Source organism: Caballeronia fortuita, from assembly GCF_001544835.2.
Taxonomy (GTDB): domain Bacteria; phylum Pseudomonadota; class Gammaproteobacteria; order Burkholderiales; family Burkholderiaceae; genus Caballeronia; species Caballeronia fortuita.
On the sequence record NZ_FCNX02000018.1, the window covers coordinates 38643 to 55727 of the forward strand.

Below are 17085 nucleotides of genomic sequence, written 5' to 3' on the forward strand. Positions count from 1 at the left end.
AGATAGACGTCGATGTACGAAGACCGTATTCGCTGTACCGCGTTGCGCGGAAAGATCACCTCGGCCGAAGATGCAGCGCGGCTCGTGCGCGACGGCATGATTGTCGGCATGAGCGGCTTTACCCGCGCCGGCGACGCGAAGGCCGTGCCGCTCGAAATCGCGCGCCGCGCGCGTGAAGAGAACGAACCGATGCGCATCACGCTCATGACGGGCGCGTCGCTCGGACACGACACCGATCGCATCCTGACCGAAGCCGGCGTGCTCGCGCGCCGCATGCCGTTTCAGGTCGACAACACCTTGCGCCGCGCGATCAATCGCGGCGACGTGATGTTCGTCGATCAGCACTTGTCGGAGACAGTCGAACTGCTGCGCGCGAGTCGCCTGGGCAAGCTCGATATTGCGATCATCGAAGCGGCCGCGATCACCGAAACGGGCGGCATCGTGCCGACGACATCGGTCGGCAATTCCGCGAGCTTCGCAATTCTCGCCGAGCGCGTGATCGTCGAGATCAATCTGGCGCAGCCCGCCGCGCTCGAAGGATTGCACGACATCTGGATTCCCGAGCGGCGGCCCGCGCGCGAAGCGCTGCCGATCGTGCGCGCACATGACAGGATCGGCATGCCGGCCATCGAGATCGCGCCCGGCAAGATCGCGGCAATCGTGATTACGGACAAGCCGGACAGCGCATCGACAGTGCTGCCCGCCGATCAAGACACGGCATCGATCGCCGGCCATCTCATCGAATTCTTTCAGCATGAAGTCTCGCGCGGACGCCTGCCGAAGCAGTTGCCGCCGTTGCAGGCGGGCATCGGCACGATTGCGAACGCGGTGTTGTCGGGGTTCGCCTCGTCGCCGTTCGACGCGCTCACGATCTATTCCGAAGTGCTGCAGGATTCGACCTTCGATCTGCTCGACTCCGGCAAGGCGACGTTCGCATCGGGCGCATCGATCACGCTGTCGGCGCAACGGCAGAAGAAGGTGTTCGACGACATCGAACGCTATCGCGACCGGCTCGTCCTGCGGCCGCAGGAAGTGAGCAATCATCCCGAGGTGATCCGGCGTCTCGGGCTCATTGCGATCAACACGGCGCTCGAAGCCGACATCTACGGCAACGTGAATTCGACGCATGTCGGCGGCACGCACATGATGAACGGTATCGGCGGCTCGGGCGACTTCGCGCGCAATGCGGCTTATGCGATCTTCGCGACGAAGTCGGTCGCCAAGGACGGCCGCATTTCGAGCATCGTGCCGATGGTGCCCCACTGCGATCACAACGAACACGATGTCGATATCGTCGTGACCGAACGCGGCCTCGCCAATCTGACCGGCCTCGCGCCACGCGAACGCGCAATGAGCGTGATCCAGAACTGCGCGCATCCGCTCTATCGCGATCTTTTGCGCGACTATTACCGCGATGCAGCAGCGCTCGGCGGACACACGCCGCATCGTCTGGATCAGGCGTTTTCGTTTCATACGCGCTTTGCGGCGAGCGGTTCGATGCTGCCGTGATGGAGAAACGCGCGCGCGATGCTGCGCCGCGAGAACGAATGCAGGCGATTGCGAAGCCGCTATACGAAGATTAGGCGCACAATGGCGGGAGCCCGCATGGGCTGGCGAACGGGAGGAGCATCATGACCGCCATCACCTGGGTGCTCGCCGCCGACGGCAGCCGCGCCCGGATCTTCGAAACGCAGGGATTGAAGCTGGATTTGCGGCAGGTCGAGGACATCAGGAATCCGGCTGCGCGCGCGGCGGAAACAGCAGAACGCGATCGCGAGAAGTTCGCGCTGAGCGTTGCGGACTATCTCGAACAGAGCCGCTTGCATCAACGATTCGATCGGCTGCGACTCGCGGTCGAGCCCAGGTTTCTGGGCCTTTTGCGTTCACATTTGAGCGTCGAGACGCTCAAGCTCGTCTACGAGGAAGTCGATAGCGAAGTGTCGAATGCGAGTACGCGCGATATCGGCCGTCATCTCAACCGGCCTTGAACCACGCTTGCGGTGCGCCGTGTTTTACCGCGAGACACGGCGCACCGTCTTTCACGCCGAGGGCGTGATGTTCTGATTGCTGCGGAACAGGTTATCCGGATCGTAACGCCGCTTCACTTCCGCCAGGCGTTCGTAGTTTGGACCATAGGCGGCCCTCACGCGATCGCCTTCCTCTCCCGTCAAGAAGTTCACGTAGACGCTGCCGATGGCATGCGGCGTCATCGCGTTGAACATGTCGCGCGCCCACTTCGTGCAGGTTTCGTCGTAGGCGGCGTCGCTCCATCGGCCGTGGATGTTGATCGTGTAGATCGAATCGCGATTCGCGTACGCGGTCGCATCGACGGGCACGCGGTTCGTCTGCCCGCCCATCGCGCCGATGAAGACCTCGCATTGCGGCGATGGAAGTGACTTCACCGCATTCGTCAGGATGGCGAACGTTTCGTCGTCGAGGCGCGCGAAGTTATGCGACTTCCAGTAGTTGCGTTCGCCGGGCGTGAGCAGCGGATCAAATGCCTTCTGCCATGCGACGAACGGCATCGGGCCGAGATGTTCGCCATAGGGCGTGCCGAAGCTGCGCACTGGCGCAAGCGCGCGCTCGCCGTTCTCGACTGGCCCGACATAACAGCTCGCCAGCACGACGACCGGCTTGCCGTGCGCGTCCTCGGGCAGGAACGGCAGCGGCGGCGCGAGACGCAGCACGGCCCAGACCGTGAGTTCGTCGGGGCATTGCGCGACGAACTCGCGATACTTCGGCAACACCTGATCCGCTTGTTCTAGCGGATAGACGACGAGGCCGCCGTAGATCTGCGGACCGAGTTCATGCAAGCGGTATTCGAAGAGCGTCACGACGCCGAAGTTGCCGCCGCCGCCGCGCAAGGCCCAGAAGAGATCAGGTTCGCTTTCGGCGCTCACCCGCCGCCATGTGCCGTCCGCGGTGACGATCTCGGCGGCGACGAGGTTGTCGACGGTCACGCCGAACTTGCGGCTGATCCAGCCGAACCCGCCGCCGAGCGTGAGGCCGGCTACGCCTGTCGTCGAATTGATGCCGAGCGGCGTGGCGAGGCCGAATGCCTGTGCTTCGTGATCGAAGTTGGCGAGCAATGCCCCAGGCTCGACATACGCGCGCTTCGCTTGCGGATCGATACGCACTGACTTCAGTGCGGAGAGATCGATCATCAAGGCGTCGTCGCTGACCGCGCTGCCCGCGATATTGTGCGATCCGCCGCGAATCGATACGAGCACGCCCTGCTCGCGCGCGAACGAGAGCGCGGCGATGACATCGGCCGCGCCCGCGCAACGCACGATGAGCGCCGGGTGCCTGTCGATGGTCGCGTTCCAGACCTTGCGTGCTTCGTCGTAGTCGGCATCGGATGGTGAGATGATCCTGCCTCTCACCGACGCTTTGAGGGTGTCGATCGCTTCGCCTGAGATGTTGCTCATTGTGAGACCTCGCTGCTGAGTAAAGCGCTGCGACGTTTCCGACCCTGCCAGTTGGTACGCGAAAGCGCAAGGAACCCGCCATCGGATCGTGCGTGGCATGTCGATCGGATGCGCATCGGAGAGATCGCGAGAACGGGGATAAGTGCGACACGCGGACGCTTCGGCCCGCCTGTTGATTTAATGCCTTGAATTACGCGATGTAAAGTGCCCGACCAGTGAAATCGTGCATGCGATCTAGCATGTATCGGACAAAGTTGCCGATGCGGGCGAGAAGCGAAGTCAGTGCTTCATGGGTTTTATCTGTATTCCTTATTTAATGATTATCTATTAAGGAAGCGGCGGCTTAAGCGCATAAAAAAACGCGCCGATAATTCGGCGCGTCGAAGCTTGCTGCAATGTGTCCGGATCAATCCGTTCCGTATTTCGGCGAGCGCGGTCCATACAGCAGACCGTTCGGTCCGCCCGTTGCCAGCAGCCGCTGACTCGTAAGCCCCGCCACCGGCCATGACTTGTCGCTGCTGACATTGACGACGTGGGTCACAGCGGCTTGCACGAGCGCGCCGATGAGACCCACGCCGACATTGACATTGGTACCGACTTCGTTGCCGTTCGCCGATGCCGAGCCGCTCCACAGCGTGTCGCCCGAACGCAGGTCGACGAGCTTGGCTGTCGCCGCAACACGGGTCGTACTCGCGATGACCTTATACGACGAACCGTAATCGGTGATCTTCGTGTACAACGCGGCATCCGCGCCGAAGATGTCGCGCAGTTTTGCGGGCGAAACGTCCTGGATATCGTTGGCCGTCGTCAATCCATTGTGCCTGAAGGTCTCTTCCATTTCGGCAACCGGGACGACGTAGTACCCGCCCTCGGCGAGCGGCATCGTCATCTGGGACAGCATGCCGTAGGTCGCGCCGACTTCCTTCGAATCGTTGACCGGCGGAAGCACGAGAATCGAACGCGGCTTGCTATTGCGGAACGCCGTGTAGTCCTGGCTCGGCGAGCGCGACGCACATGCCGTCAGCATCAGCAGAATCGACAGCACCGCGATAAGTTTGCGGGAGATATTGAAAGTCATGGTCCGTGCTTACTGAAGTTTGCTCAACAGAAAATCCATATACGTGGAGGACTCGGGAAAGCGCTCCTTCTCCTCGATCAGTTGTTGCCGCGCCTCGGCGCCCTTTCCGACGCTCGCGTACAACATGCCCAGGTGAGCGCGGAAGCCGGGAGGCAGCGTTTTGTCGCTCGCAAAGACTTTCTCGCGCGCCGCTTCGAGCGCCGCGATCTGCTCGGACGGGCTCTTCTGCCCTTTGAAGTATTCGTAGACTTGCGGCTGATAGCCGTCCCATCGATAAAGCGACGTGGTCTGCGTCGCGCACCCCGTCAGCAGCGCGCACGCCACCGTGACCGGCAGCACGAGGCCGGTCAGTGTTTGAATCTTTTTGATCATGCCGTTCGAATGAAAACGAGTGAAATTACTTTGCGGCTTGCAGCGCACCCGCGTCGACCTGTTCGGCCAGACGATTGACCGCTTCGGCGATCGCCAGATCCAGAACTTTGCCGTTGAGCGTGGAGTCGTAACTCGAGGTCCCGCCAAAGCCGATCACCTCACGGCTCGACAGGCTGAATTCGCCCGCACCCTGGCTCGACGTGACGACCTCGGAGGTAGTCGTATCGACGATATTCAGACTGACCTTCGCGTAGGCCACCTGAGTCTTCCCGCGCCCGAGAATGCCGAACAGTTCGTGATCGCCAACGTCCTTACGCCCGAACTCCGTGACGTCGCCGGTAATGACGTAGTTCGCCCCCCGGATCGACTGTGCCTTATTCGCGAAGCCCGACTCTTGTTTGATCTCGCCGAGATTGTCGCGGTCCAGCACGGAGAAGCGACGGCTCTGCTGCAGCGCGGTCGCGAGAATGGTTTTCGCCTGACTGCCGAGGCGATCGACACCGTCGGAGAACACGCCGCGCATGTAGCTCGAGCGGTTATCGAATTTGCCGATGGAAACCGCCACTGGCTTGCCTGCAAACGGTTTTTGGGCGCTGGCGACGGCAGGCACCGCCAATGCGCGTGAAGATTCAGTCGCGCATCCGCCGAGCACGGCGAACGCCGACGCGACGACGATCGCCGCGCATCCTTTGGATAGGTTCATTAATTGCCTCAAGTACGTCGAGTAACGAAACCATCTGCCCACAATCAGATGATTTCAAAAAGCCGACGATTATTTGGCAATTTCCGGGTTTCGAAAAGAAAGATAATTCCTAAAAGTTATGCGGCGATGGGCGAACGGTATCGTCCGCGCCATCGCAAAAAATGCGGAACCAGCCTTCACGCCCGCTCCAGCACCGCCATCTCCCGCACCACCACCAGCAGCATCGACAGACTCGCCCCACCGCTCGCCCGCAACTCCGCCAAGAGCCGCGTATACCGATCCAGCGCATCCTGCCGCTTCGCGCGCCAGCTTTCGACGATCACATCGGCCTCCTCGATGCCGCGCGATTGCTCCAGCGCACTCACCGTCAGCGCGCGCTTCAAACGCGCGAGTTCTTCCAGCGCGGCCGCGCGCGCGAGCAAGTCCCAGTGCGTCGTGATCGGCAGTGCCATCGCCCGTTCGGCGATGCCGCGATAATCGAGCAACGTGCCGATGCCGAAGTACACGCTCGCGACAATTTCCAGACCGCGCCCGGAACACGCCGCCACTTCGGCGCTGTCGAGCACGGCGGTCGCGTTCTCGCCGCTCGCGACGCGCGCCGCGAGACTGCTCTCGACGCCCGCATCCTCGAACTCGCGCCGCCGCGCATACCACGCGTCGAGCTGCGTCGCGGGCAACAGCGCCAGCAGTTGCGGCGCGAGCCGTTGCGCCGCCTCACGGCAACGCGCGAGCACGCCCTTCGCTTCGTGCGTGCCCGATCCGTTGTGCTTCAGATGACGCAGGAACCACAGCGACGTATCGTCGAGAAGACGCACGACATCGACGAACATGCGCGCCTGCACTTCATCCGCGACAATGTTGTCGAGCCCGTCGATGCTGCGCCACAGATCGTCGAGATCGAAGACATCGCGCGACATCAGGGCTGCACGCACGATATCGCTCGGGCGCGCATCGGTCTCTTCCATCAGCCGATGGACGAACGTGCAGCCCACGCGATTCACGAGCGCGTTCGTCAGATGCGTCGCCAGTATCTCGCGCTTGAGCGGATGGCGCTGCATCGTGTCGCTGTAGCGCTGCTGCAAGGGCTTCGGGAAATACTCGGGCAGCATATCGGCGACGAGCGCATCTTCGGGCACGTCCGATTCGAGCAGTTCGTCGTAGAGCCACATCTTGCCGTATGCGAGCAACACCGCGCGCTCCGGCGACGTCAGCCCCGATTTCGACGCGGCGCGCTCGCCGATCTCGTCATCGTTCGGCAGGAACTCGATACGCCGCTTCAGACGCCCCGCGCGTTCCAGGAAACGCATCATGCGCGCTTCGGCATCGAGCGTCTCGGCTTCGTGACGCTTCGCGATGGATAGCGCCTGCGTCTGCGCATAGTTGTCCTTCAACACGAGCAGGCCGACTTCATCGGTCATCTCGGCGAGCAGCGCGTTGCGTTGCTTCTCGGTCATCTCGCCATCCGCGACGACAAGTCCGAGCAGAATCTTGATATTTACTTCGTGATCCGAACAATCCACGCCTGCCGAGTTATCGATCGCATCCGTGTTGATGCGGCCGCCCTTCTGCGCAAACTCGATGCGCCCCAGTTGCGTGAGCCCCAGATTACCGCCTTCCGCGACGACCTTCACGCGCAACTCAGCGCCGTTCACGCGCACCGCGTCATTCGTTCGATCGCCGACCTGCTGATGCGTCTCCGCGCTCGATTTCACGTATGTCCCGACGCCGCCGTTATAAAGCAGATCGGCTTCTGCGAGCAGAATCGCGCGGATCAGCTCGTTCGGCGCGAGCACGGATGTAGTTATGCCGAGCGCGGCCTGCACTTGCGGCGATATCGGAATCGACTTCGCCGTGCGCGGATACACGCCGCCGCCCGTGGAGATCAATGCAGCATCGTAGTCGGCCCAGCTGGAACGCGGCAGCGCGAACAAACGCGCGCGTTCGTCGAAACTCGTTGCCGCATCGGGCGTCGGATCGAGAAACACATGCCGATGATCGAACGCCGCGATGAGCCGAATGTGGCGCGACAGCAGCATGCCATTGCCGAACACATCGCCCGACATGTCGCCGATGCCGACCACGGTGAAATCGGTCGTCTGCGTATCGAAGTTCATCTCGCGAAAATGCCGCTTCACCGATTCCCACGCACCGCGCGCGGTGATGCCCATCTTCTTGTGGTCGTAGCCGACCGAGCCGCCGGACGCGAAGGCATCGTCGAGCCAGAAGCCATACTCGTGCGCGATCGCGTTCGCGTAATCGGAGAACGTGGCCGTGCCTTTGTCGGCCGCGACGACGAGATACGGATCGTCTGGATCGTGGCGCACGACATCGGGTGGCGGCACGATGCCATCGGGCGTGCGGTTGTCGGTCACATCGAGCAGGCCGCGCAGGAACATCTGATAACACGCGACGCCTTCGTTGAGAAACGCTTCGCGATCCGATACCGGCGGCGGATTCTTCACGACGAAACCGCCCTTCGATCCGACCGGCACGATCACCGTGTTCTTCACCATCTGCGCCTTCATCAGTCCGAGTACTTCGGTACGGAAGTCCTCGCGCCTGTCCGACCAGCGCAATCCACCGCGCGCCACACGTCCGCCGCGCAAATGCACGCCCTCGACGCGCGGCGCGTAGACCCAGATCTCGAACATCGGCTTCGGCTCGGGCAAGCCTGGCACTTTCGATGGATCCAGCTTGAACGATACATACGGCCGCGCCTGACCCTGCGCATCGCGATGAAAGTGATTCGTGCGCACCGTCGCCGTGATGACGCCGAGGAACTGCCGCAGGATGCGGTCCTCGTCGAGGTTCGGCACCTTGTCGAGCGCGGCTTCGATATCGGCGAGTACGCGCTCTGCGGCCTTGTCGCGATCTTCCGCCGAGCCGCCGCGCGCCGGATCGAAGCGCACCATGAAGAGTTGCAGCAGCTTCTTCGCGATCTGCGGATTGCCGATCAGCGCCCGCTCGATATACGCATCGCTGAAGGTGGAGCCGACCTGTCGCAGATACTTCGCGTAGGCGCGCATGATCGTCACGTCGCGCGCGCCGAACTCCGCGCGCAACACGAGGCGGTTGTAGTCATCGTTCTCGATCTCGCCCGACCACACGCTCGCGAACGCGTTCTCGAAGAGCGGCTTCACACGGTCGATATCGAACTCGACATCGTCCTGCAACTCCAGCCCGAAATCGTGAATCCACGCATTCGGCGCGCCCGTCGGCTCGATGAGATATGGACGTTCTTCATCGACGCGCACGCCGAGATGTTCGAGCATCGGCAAGCTATGAGACAGCGCGATCGGATCGCCCACGCGGTACACCTTGAAGCGAAACGCGCGGCGGCCCGCTTCGATCGGACGATAGAGACTCATCGACAAGCCGCCCGCGCGCGTGTGCGTCGCCTCGATCAGCTCGATGTCGCGCACCGCCGTGCGCGCCGGATAGTCCTCGCGATAACCCGCCGGGAACGAGTCGGCATAACGCTGCAAAAGACGGTTGCCCGCTTCCTCGCCATGACTGTCGATGAGCGCATCGGCGAGATCGTCCTGCCAGCGGCGCGCGACCTGCACGATGCGCGCTTCGAGCTCGCGCGTGTCGACTTCGGGCATCGCGCCCCTGTCCGCACGCACGACGATATGAATGCGCGCGAGCGGCGACTCGGACAAGAGCGGCGTGAATTCGATGCTTCTGCCGTTGAACGCTTCCATCAAGACCTTGCTGATACGCCGGCGCAAGTCGGTGTTGAACTTGTCGCGCGGCACGAACACGAGACACGACACGAAGCGGTCGAAGCGGTCGCGCCGCACGAAAAGCCGCGTGCGCTGATGTTCCTGCAAACGCAGCACGCCGATGGCGATATCGAAGAGCACGTCTTCATCGGCCTGAAAAAGCTCGTCGCGCGGATACTGCTCCAGCACCGTGATGAGCGACTTCGCCAGATGCCCCTTCGCGAGAAAGCCCGCGCGCCGCACGATGTTGGCGCACTTGCGCCGCACGATGGGAATCTCGGAAGTAGGCACGAGATACGCCGTCGACGTGTACAGGCCGAGAAAGCGCCGCTCGCCGATCACCTTGCCATCGGGCGACGTGCGCTTCACGCCGACATAGTCGAGATAGCCGGGCCGATGCACCGTCGCGCGTGAATTGGCTTTCGTCAGAAAGATCGGCGCCGCGCCTTCGATGATCGCAGCCGCGCCCGGCGGCAGCGGCGTCACGTCGCCATCGGACGGCGCCCGCAAGGTCTCGCGCAGAATGCCGAGACCCGAGCCCGGCACGCCGCGCAGCGCGAAGCCGCCTTCATGCTCGACCAGTTCGTAATCGCGGCAGCCGAGGAACGTGAAATGATCCGCGACCATCCATTCGAGGAACGCGCGCGACTCGATGCCATCGGGTGTCGTGTCGCGCGTCTTCAGATCGCCGATGGCGACACGCGCCGCTTCGGTGACCTTCGGCCAATCCTCGACCGCCGCGCGCACATCGCCGAGCACGCGCGCGATGTTCTCGCGTACTTCGTCGAGACGCTCGCCGTCGCCGCAGCGATCCACTTCGAAATGAATGAACGATTCGAGTTCGGAGTTGCCGTCGCCCGCATCGGCGTGACCGGGGCCGATGCGCTCGATCGCGCCAGTTTGCGCGCCCTTGCCGCGCCACACGCGAAACACCGGATGAATCGCCGAATGCAGCGCGAGACCCAGCCGGTTGAGTTCCATCGTCACCGAGTCGACGAGAAACGGCATGTCGTCGTTGACGATCTCGACGATCGTGTGATCCGAGTGCCAGCCGTGCTGCTCCAGATTCGGGTTATAGACGCGCAGCACTTCGCGCCCCGGCACGAACTTCTGCGCGGTCTGCCAGTGCGCCATCGCCGCGCCGTAGAGATCGGCGACATCGCGGCTCGCGATATCCTCGACATCGACCTGTTCGTAGTAGTAGCGAAGAAGCGGCTCGATGACCGTGAAGGCCGGTTCCGGCAGGCGTCCTCTCGCGAATTCAAGGAGATCGTTGATGAGCTGTTCGACCCGCGCTTCGTTCTTGACCAGCATGGTGTCCTCCCGAGGCTTTCGGTTGCGATGCGGTTGCGGCACGCTCTTCTAATCAAGGTGATTATGCGCCGGCGCGACCCTTTGCTCCCGCGCCGGCCATGTGCGGTTGCACAAAGACGGTGCGCGCATCGGCCACGTTAGATGCATCGCGTGACCTTTGCGCGACATCGGCTTTCAGCTATTGTCGATAACGGCGCATCGGCCGACGGAGGCATCGACATGCAGGACTTCACGGAAGGGACAACGCAGCAGACGGTCGTCACGGTGCGGCCGAAAGAGAAGCTCGCGACGGTGCAGCATCTGCCGTATTTCATCGGCTTGTCGGCGGCGACGGCGGGCACCCGCGGCCTCGCGATGCATCTCGTCGTCGTGCCGCCGGGCGGGCGCGGCGAGCCGCATGTGCATGTCGGCTACGAGACGGGCATCTATATTCTTGAAGGGCGCATCGAGACGCGTTATGGCGCGGGGCTCGCGGAATCGGTCATCAACGAGCCGGGCGACTTCGTGTTCATTCCGCCCGGCGTGCCGCACCAGCCGGTCAATCTGAGTGCGACCGAACCGGCGCGCGCGGTGATCGCCCGCAACGACGCGAACGAGGCGGACCGCGTCGTCCCTTACGATCCGGCGGAGGCGCGGGTGGCCTAGTAGCCGGACGCGCCCATGCCCGGCAGATCGACGTAACCGCTGTCGGCGAAGCGCGCGCCGCCGAACGCGCCGCCCGCGAGCTTGCCGCGCACCGCGTACGAGACTTTGCTGACGGTATCGCCGTTCGCGAAGCCGAACGCCTGGCGCGCGACCGAGAACGCCGACACCGTCACCGGCACGGACACGACCGATTCGCCGAAGCGCGGCACCGTCCCGCGCTGGTCGCTGACGCCGCTCGCGAATGCGCGGCCGTTGAGGTCGAGATCGAGCGCGACGCCGTCGTAGTCGATGGGCGCATCGTTCGGATTCTGCACGCGCAGCTTCACGACGAAGCGCATTTCGAGCCCCTGACCTTCGATCGGCTCGATGCCCGCGACGCTCACGCGCATCGCGTCGCGATTGAAAAAGCCCGCGCAGCCGCCGAGCGCGAACATCGCAAGGAAAGCGGCGAAGAAGAGAACGAGGCGATTGCGCAACGTGTTGGTTTGCATGTGTACGTGAATCCTCGCGATATCGTCAGATGCGCAGTGCGTTGAGCAGCATGCGGCCATAGACATGATGAAACCAGACATCGTCGACGACGAAAAGCGCCGCCGCCCACGCCGCCGCCACGATGATGAGATCGCAATGCCCGCTCGTCCACAGATTGAGCGAATGGCGCGCGGCGATCCACGGCACGCCGAGCGGATTCGGCCAGTCCGCGAACAGGTGCATGAGACCGCCGCACGCGAAGCCGAAGCCGATCGGCGCGGCCGGATGCCGTCCGAGAAAGTGATACGAAAGCGCCAGCAGCGCGATCCATCCGATGCCCCAGTGCGTGAGCGTGCGATGCGTGATCCAGAGCCGGCGCGCGCGCGTCCACCACGCGACTTCGAGCCAGTCCGGCGCGGTCGCCCCGGCGACGCCGGCAAGCAGCGCAAGCACGCCCGCGAGCAGGTTCGCGCCGCCCGCCGTGGACGGATGCGTGACGACCGCAGCCGCGATGATGCCTGCCGCCCATCCCGTCGCATGATGAGCCTTGCTCGATGCCATGAAGAAATGCGCCTTGTCGCCCGTGCCGGAAAAGCGCGCATGTTCGCACGGCGTTTGGGGCCGGAACCGCTCTGAAACATAAACTTACGCAAATGCGTGCGGCGAAACACGCTTTGTCGCACTACGACGGCGAGGCGGCGCGGCGTTGACTAAAATGTCGTTTAGATTGCTGCGCAAATCACGCTGCGGACGCAACCGATGCGACCCACGCCCGCCTGCGCATCCAGGCATTGAACGTATATATCCGAATCCGGCCGTCATGCAACACCTGAAATACCTGAGCGCTTACCCGAACACGCTTCAGGACAAGGTGCGCCGACTGATCGCCCAGCAACAACTGGGCGCCTATCTCGACGCGCGCTATCCGAGCAAGCACGCCGTCCAGTCGGACCGCGCGCTCTACGAATATTGCTCCGATCTGAAGCAGGAGTTCCTGCGCGTCGCGCCCGCCATCGACAAGGTCTTCTACGACAGCAAGCTCGATGTGCTGCGCCACGCGCTCGGGCTGCACACCGCGATCTCGCGCGTGCAAGGCGCGAAACTCAAGGCGAAGAAAGAGATTCGCATCGCTTCGCTATTCCGGGACACCGCGCCCGAGTTTCTTCGGATGATCGTCGTGCACGAGCTCGCACATCTGAAAGAGAGCGAACACAACAAGGCGTTCTATCGGCTGTGCGAGTTGATGCAGCCGGGCTACCATCAGATCGAGTTCGATTTGCGGCTCTATCTCACGCATCGGGATTTGCTGCGCACGAAGGTCGCGTGAGCGTCGCTGCGATGCATCAATGCGACCAGGCGAGCGCGGCGGCGTAGCCATCGGGCGCGGTGAGCGCGACCGCGTCGAATGCGCCTGCGTTGGGCGCGACCGGATACCGAACGCCATCGCGCGGCAGCACAGAGAAGAGATGCATCGGGATCGCGGTGCTGCCGATGCCATCGCCGTGTGCTTTCAGAACCGCTTCCTTCGCCGTCCAGCAGTCGAAGAATGCAAGGCTTCTGGCGACTTCGCCGGGCAACGCGTCGATTGCGTGGCGGTCGGTTTGGGCGAGCACGGCGGGCGCGAGATCGCGCCAATGAAAATCGCCGCGCGCTTCTTCGATGTCGACGCCCACGCGCCTTCCTCGCGACAACGCGATCAGTCCATACCCGCCCGAATGCGACACGTTGAAGTCCGGCGCGTCGGGATGCACGAGGAACGGCCTGCCCCGCTCGCCGGCGTCGAAGACGAGACGCGCGGGATCGTTGCCTGTTTCGGCTGCGAGAAGATGCCGCAATGCGCAGCGCACGGCACCGAATCGCGCGGCGTCCGCGTGACGCAGGAAGCGCGCGGCGCGGGCGCGTTCGCCGGTGTCGAGCGCAGCGTAGGCGGTATTGTCGAGCGCGATCGAAAAATCGATGCGAAGCAGAAGGACGCGCACGTCGTCGGGCGCGTCAGGCGGAAGTTGGATGGGCTGGATGTCGAAGGGGATTTTTGCTGCGGTCATTGCGGTGAATATTGGGCTTCGCCGTTGCCGAAGGAAATCGAATATACACCGAAGCGTATTGCGCGGACGCGCCGCGGACGGACCGAAAACGTCCGCCCGCGCGATTGATTGCAACGTCTTCGTGCCCGTCACTTCACCTCCGGCAGCGGCACGCCGACCTTCTGCGCGGCGGCCAGCGCGCCCGGCGGCAAGGGCGGCGGTGTCGGCCCCGCCGACTTCTCCGCCATGGTCCGCGTGACGAAGACGCGCGACGGCAGCGTGAAATGCCTGAGCGCAAGCACATCGAGCGGACCGGCACCGGCTTCGGCGCGCACCTGCACCGACAGCGGCGGGCTCATGCCCTGTTCCGGCGTCCAGGAAAGCACGTAACGTGCGTTGTCCTGCTGCGTGACCTTTGCGCGCTCGAACAAGCGGATGAGCGCAAAGCGGCCTTGCGCGTACATCGACGAGCGCAAGCCGCCCGCCTCGGTTTCCCATTGGATCTGGGCGTTGTTGTCCAGCGCCTGCCCCGGCCACTCGAACGGCACCCACTGCTCCATCTGGTTGAAGTAATGCAACTGCTGGCCCGACGCGGTGAGCTTCAGGTCGGTGATGCCGGGCGTCGGTACGCCGCGTAACTCAAAGCGCATGCGTGCATCGCCTGACGGGAACAAGACGGCGGACGCGCGCCCGAGCTTGTTCAGTGCCGCGAGAAACGCGGGGTCGACCGTGAGACCGCCGTGATCCGCGCTCTGCGCCGCCACCCATTGATTTCCTTGCCGTTCGATGATGCCTGCGAGTTGCGTCGCCACGAACTGTGCGATCACGCCGTTGTTCATGCGCATGAAGTTGGCCATGTCGGGGATCGACGCGTCGTTGTCCGAGTCCGCGAAGGGATAGCGGCCATCGAAGATGCGGTTCCAGTCGGCAAGAACGGACGTCCGCCAGATTTCGTTCAAGCTCGACGAAGCCGGTTGCACGACCACTTGCCATGTCTGTTCGAGCGGCGCTTCGAAGAGTTTGCCGAAGCCCGACCATTGTTCACCGAGACTTGCCGCGAGCCGGCTCGCGTAGTCGCGACTATCGGCGATGTCCGACGTCTTGCCTTGCAGCACGGCTTGGGCGGCGATGCGCGACATCGCGTCGGGGTCGGGGCTTTGCATCATCTGTTGAGTTTTCAGGCGCATTGCCGTGACGCGCTCCAGATAGCGCGGCAAGCTCAGTTCGCCCAGGGCGGCGGTTTGCGCGGACGTTTTGCCATTCGCGGGCGCGGGCGTGGCGAGATCGGTGCCGGTCAGGCGCAGGATCGGAGCGAACGCCGTGGCCAAGGGAGCCAGTTGCGGCTGCGTTTGCTTCGATGGGTCGCGCTCGTCTTTGCCCGCCCAGTGCTGCGCCTTTGCGATCAGGTTGTCCGAGAGCGATTGCGTCGCGGCGCCCGCGCCCGCCTGATAGACGATGGCGTTCATGAGCGCGACCAGCGGCGAGCGCTGCGGATCGCCCAGCAGCGTCAATTGATCGACCGTGCCCGACAGCGACGACGCGTTCTGCCAGCGGATGCCGTTCAGGAACTGTGCCCAGGCTCGCGCGTAGTCGTCGAAGTAGCGTTGGCGCAATTCGGCTTTGAGCGTCGACGGCGCGGTGTTGTCGATCTTCGCGTCGGACAGCACCCAGTCGCCGGTAACCGTGCGTTGTTCGCTCGCCTCGTCGATCGCTTTGGGAATGCGCTCGTCCCACGCGGCGCGCGTGAACACGCCGGGAACGGTGGCCGTCGTGTTGAACAGGCCGCGGCTCGGGTGATCGCCCAGCAGCGTCGCGAGCGTGACGGGCGGGTACTTGGGCTTTGTTTCGTCGATGATCTGCTGATAGATCGCATCCGTCGAGTTCTGCAAGCCGCGCACACCGATGATCGTCTGACGCGCCGATGCAATGAGCGCGGCGTCGGGCTTGATCGCCGGCGGCGCGTCGCGCTTCAAATGGCTCGCGTAGAACGCGATGGCGTGTTGACGCACGTCTTCCCATGCGCCCGGCGTCACCGACGCGTTCTGCGGACGCATCGGCGCGCGGGTTTCCAGCAACTGCCTGATCAGAAACGCGGCGTCGACGTGCTCGGGATGGGCCAGCATCAGATACGTTTTGAGCGTGTCGTAGGCAGCCTGCACTTGCGTGTTGCCGCCGCTGGCGATTTCCGCGTCGGAGAGCGACGCGAGTTGCTGCAGGCGTTCTTCGAGCTTCGTCCTTATCGGTTCGATCAGCGCGAGTGAGGCTGCGCTACGATACGCGGGCCAGATGGCATCGTAGAGCGCGGCGTCGCGGTTCAAGCCGAAGCGCGCGCGCAGCGGCGCGCCTTCCATGCGATGGACTTCCAGCGTATCGAGTTGCTTGGCCAGTGCGTCGAGGGCGAAAAGAGCCTGCGTCGGGTTATGCGTGGAGGAAGCAGCGCTGAGCGTGGAGGAGGCCTCTTGTATCGACGAATGGTTGACGGTGCCGGAGATCATCGTTCCCAGCAGCCAGATCGCGGCGACGGCGAGCGTCGCCCATGCGCCCAGGGTCGCCCAGGAGAAGCCGACGCGGCGGCCCTGGACTTTGCGGCTGTGGGTGGCGATGGTTTGCCAGAGCACGGGATAGCGCATCTGCACACCGCGCACAGCCACGTTGTGACTTGCCGCGATTCCCGGGAAGAAAGGGGCGAAGAAAAGTCCGCTGAAGTCGTTGCGCCAAACGTCGGACTCGACGATGCGCGTAAGAAAAGCGCATATCCGCTCACGTGCACCTTCGATATGCTGGGACAGTTCAGCAAGAACGCGATCCCTCGAATCTTGTGCGAGGCGAGCAATGCCTGCGTCGGCAAGCTCTTCGGCAACATCCACCAGGGAAGAACTCAACATGGTCGTGGACATCGGCCCGTTCGACCAAGTCACTCCGATCCCCTTATCCAGATCGCTTGCCGTTCCGTGACATTTGGCAACGTCGACCAAGTACACGGGTGCAGCCCACCTCAATGAGCGCGCGGTTCGCGCAAGGCGCTGCGGCAGTTGGTCTGCATCGAACGCGTCGCTTGCCCCGAGCGCATCGGAGGTAAACGCCACCACAGCATCGATCGGACGACGACGACGCAAACGCCGAATCTGCGCCATCCAATCGTGATCAGGTCCGCCGTCCTTCTGGTTCACGTACAACACGACCGTGTTGCCACGAACTACATAGCACGCCGTAGTCAGCCCGGGTAAGAAGTGCTCGATGAATTGCTTCTCTCCCAAAACGAGTAGCCAACGTGTCCGATAGCGCCAGTAAGGCACGTTCTCAAGAGCCTCCTTTAGTTCCCTCG

13 protein-coding genes are annotated in these 17085 nt (G+C 63.2%); 4 read left to right on the top strand and 9 right to left on the bottom strand.

Going from position 1 to position 17085, the window contains the following annotated elements:
- Positions 1-12 precede the first annotated feature (12 nt).
- The gene (scpC, locus tag AWB77_RS28280) at positions 13-1509 is read left to right on the top strand and encodes a succinyl-CoA:acetate CoA-transferase ScpC (RefSeq protein ID WP_061137779.1); all 1497 of its coding nucleotides are present in this window, start codon (positions 13-15) and stop codon (positions 1507-1509) included.
- Positions 1510-1631: 122 nt separating this feature from the next.
- A complete protein-coding gene (locus AWB77_RS28285) occupies positions 1632-1988 on the top strand; it encodes a host attachment protein (protein ID WP_061137780.1) in 357 nt (118 codons plus the stop codon).
- A 51-nt stretch (positions 1989-2039) separates the two neighbouring features.
- Here AWB77_RS28285 and AWB77_RS28290 read toward each other — a convergent pair whose 3' ends face one another.
- The 5 genes from AWB77_RS28290 to AWB77_RS28310 all read right to left on the bottom strand — a co-directional run bounded on the left by AWB77_RS28290 (position 2040) and on the right by AWB77_RS28310 (position 10620).
- Complete coding sequence (locus AWB77_RS28290) at positions 2040-3428, bottom strand: FAD-binding oxidoreductase (RefSeq protein ID WP_061137781.1); 1389 nt, start codon at positions 3426-3428, stop codon at positions 2040-2042.
- Positions 3429-3834: 406 nt separating this feature from the next.
- Positions 3835-4506, bottom strand: a complete 672-nt coding sequence (locus tag AWB77_RS28295) for a DUF799 domain-containing protein (RefSeq protein ID WP_061137782.1) — start codon at positions 4504-4506, stop codon at positions 3835-3837.
- A 9-nt stretch (positions 4507-4515) separates the two neighbouring features.
- Positions 4516-4878 carry a DUF4810 domain-containing protein gene (locus AWB77_RS28300; RefSeq protein ID WP_061137783.1) on the bottom strand — a complete coding sequence of 121 codons (363 nt, stop codon included), beginning with the start codon at positions 4876-4878 and terminating at the stop codon, positions 4516-4518.
- 25 nt (positions 4879-4903) lie between these two features.
- A complete protein-coding gene (locus tag AWB77_RS28305; protein ID WP_061137784.1) occupies positions 4904-5581 on the bottom strand; it encodes a CsgG/HfaB family protein in 678 nt (225 codons plus the stop codon).
- A gap of 176 nt (positions 5582-5757) precedes the next feature.
- Complete coding sequence (locus tag AWB77_RS28310) at positions 5758-10620, bottom strand: NAD-glutamate dehydrogenase (RefSeq protein ID WP_061137785.1); 4863 nt, start codon at positions 10618-10620, stop codon at positions 5758-5760.
- Between the two features lie 219 nt (positions 10621-10839).
- Between AWB77_RS28310 and AWB77_RS28315 the strand changes: the two genes are divergently transcribed.
- Complete coding sequence (locus AWB77_RS28315; protein WP_061137893.1) at positions 10840-11265, top strand: cupin domain-containing protein; 426 nt, start codon at positions 10840-10842, stop codon at positions 11263-11265.
- Here the strand turns inward: AWB77_RS28315 and AWB77_RS28320 are convergent.
- Positions 11262-11756 (bottom strand): LEA/WHy family protein, encoded by a 495-nt coding sequence (locus AWB77_RS28320; protein ID WP_061137786.1) that lies wholly within the window; start codon positions 11754-11756, stop codon positions 11262-11264. The two genes, AWB77_RS28315 and AWB77_RS28320, sit on opposite strands and share 4 nt — an antisense overlap.
- A gap of 25 nt (positions 11757-11781) precedes the next feature.
- The gene (locus AWB77_RS28325) at positions 11782-12297 is read right to left on the bottom strand and encodes a metal-dependent hydrolase (RefSeq protein ID WP_061137787.1); all 516 of its coding nucleotides are present in this window, start codon (positions 12295-12297) and stop codon (positions 11782-11784) included.
- 259 nt (positions 12298-12556) lie between these two features.
- Between AWB77_RS28325 and AWB77_RS28330 the strand changes: the two genes are divergently transcribed.
- Complete coding sequence (locus AWB77_RS28330) at positions 12557-13063, top strand: YgjP-like metallopeptidase domain-containing protein (RefSeq protein ID WP_061137788.1); 507 nt, start codon at positions 12557-12559, stop codon at positions 13061-13063.
- A 16-nt stretch (positions 13064-13079) separates the two neighbouring features.
- Here AWB77_RS28330 and AWB77_RS28335 read toward each other — a convergent pair whose 3' ends face one another.
- Complete coding sequence (locus AWB77_RS28335) at positions 13080-13781, bottom strand: 4'-phosphopantetheinyl transferase family protein (protein WP_061137789.1); 702 nt, start codon at positions 13779-13781, stop codon at positions 13080-13082.
- Between the two features lie 128 nt (positions 13782-13909).
- Entirely contained in the window at positions 13910-16411 is a 2502-nt protein-coding gene (locus AWB77_RS28340; protein WP_341845006.1) for an ImcF-related family protein, read from the bottom strand.
- Positions 16412-17085: the final 674 nt, after the last annotated feature.

Excerpts from the sequence above, each read along its gene's own strand:
- AWB77_RS28315 (WP_061137893.1), top strand. The coding sequence starts at position 10,840 with ATGCAGGACTTCACGGAAGGGACAACGCAGCAGACGGTCGTCACGGTG.
- AWB77_RS28335 (WP_061137789.1), bottom strand. The coding sequence starts at position 13,781 with ATGACCGCAGCAAAAATCCCCTTCGACATCCAGCCCATCCAACTTCCG.
- AWB77_RS28310 (WP_061137785.1), bottom strand. The coding sequence starts at position 10,620 with ATGCTGGTCAAGAACGAAGCGCGGGTCGAACAGCTCATCAACGATCTC.
- AWB77_RS28285 (WP_061137780.1), top strand. The coding sequence starts at position 1,632 with ATGACCGCCATCACCTGGGTGCTCGCCGCCGACGGCAGCCGCGCCCGG.
- AWB77_RS28320 (WP_061137786.1), bottom strand. The coding sequence starts at position 11,756 with ATGCAAACCAACACGTTGCGCAATCGCCTCGTTCTCTTCTTCGCCGCT.
- AWB77_RS28330 (WP_061137788.1), top strand. The coding sequence starts at position 12,557 with ATGCAACACCTGAAATACCTGAGCGCTTACCCGAACACGCTTCAGGAC.
- AWB77_RS28290 (WP_061137781.1), bottom strand. The coding sequence starts at position 3,428 with ATGAGCAACATCTCAGGCGAAGCGATCGACACCCTCAAAGCGTCGGTG.
- AWB77_RS28325 (WP_061137787.1), bottom strand. The coding sequence starts at position 12,297 with ATGGCATCGAGCAAGGCTCATCATGCGACGGGATGGGCGGCAGGCATC.
- AWB77_RS28295 (WP_061137782.1), bottom strand. The coding sequence starts at position 4,506 with ATGACTTTCAATATCTCCCGCAAACTTATCGCGGTGCTGTCGATTCTG.
- AWB77_RS28300 (WP_061137783.1), bottom strand. The coding sequence starts at position 4,878 with ATGATCAAAAAGATTCAAACACTGACCGGCCTCGTGCTGCCGGTCACG.
- AWB77_RS28305 (WP_061137784.1), bottom strand. The coding sequence starts at position 5,581 with ATGAACCTATCCAAAGGATGCGCGGCGATCGTCGTCGCGTCGGCGTTC.
- scpC (WP_061137779.1), top strand. The coding sequence starts at position 13 with ATGTACGAAGACCGTATTCGCTGTACCGCGTTGCGCGGAAAGATCACC.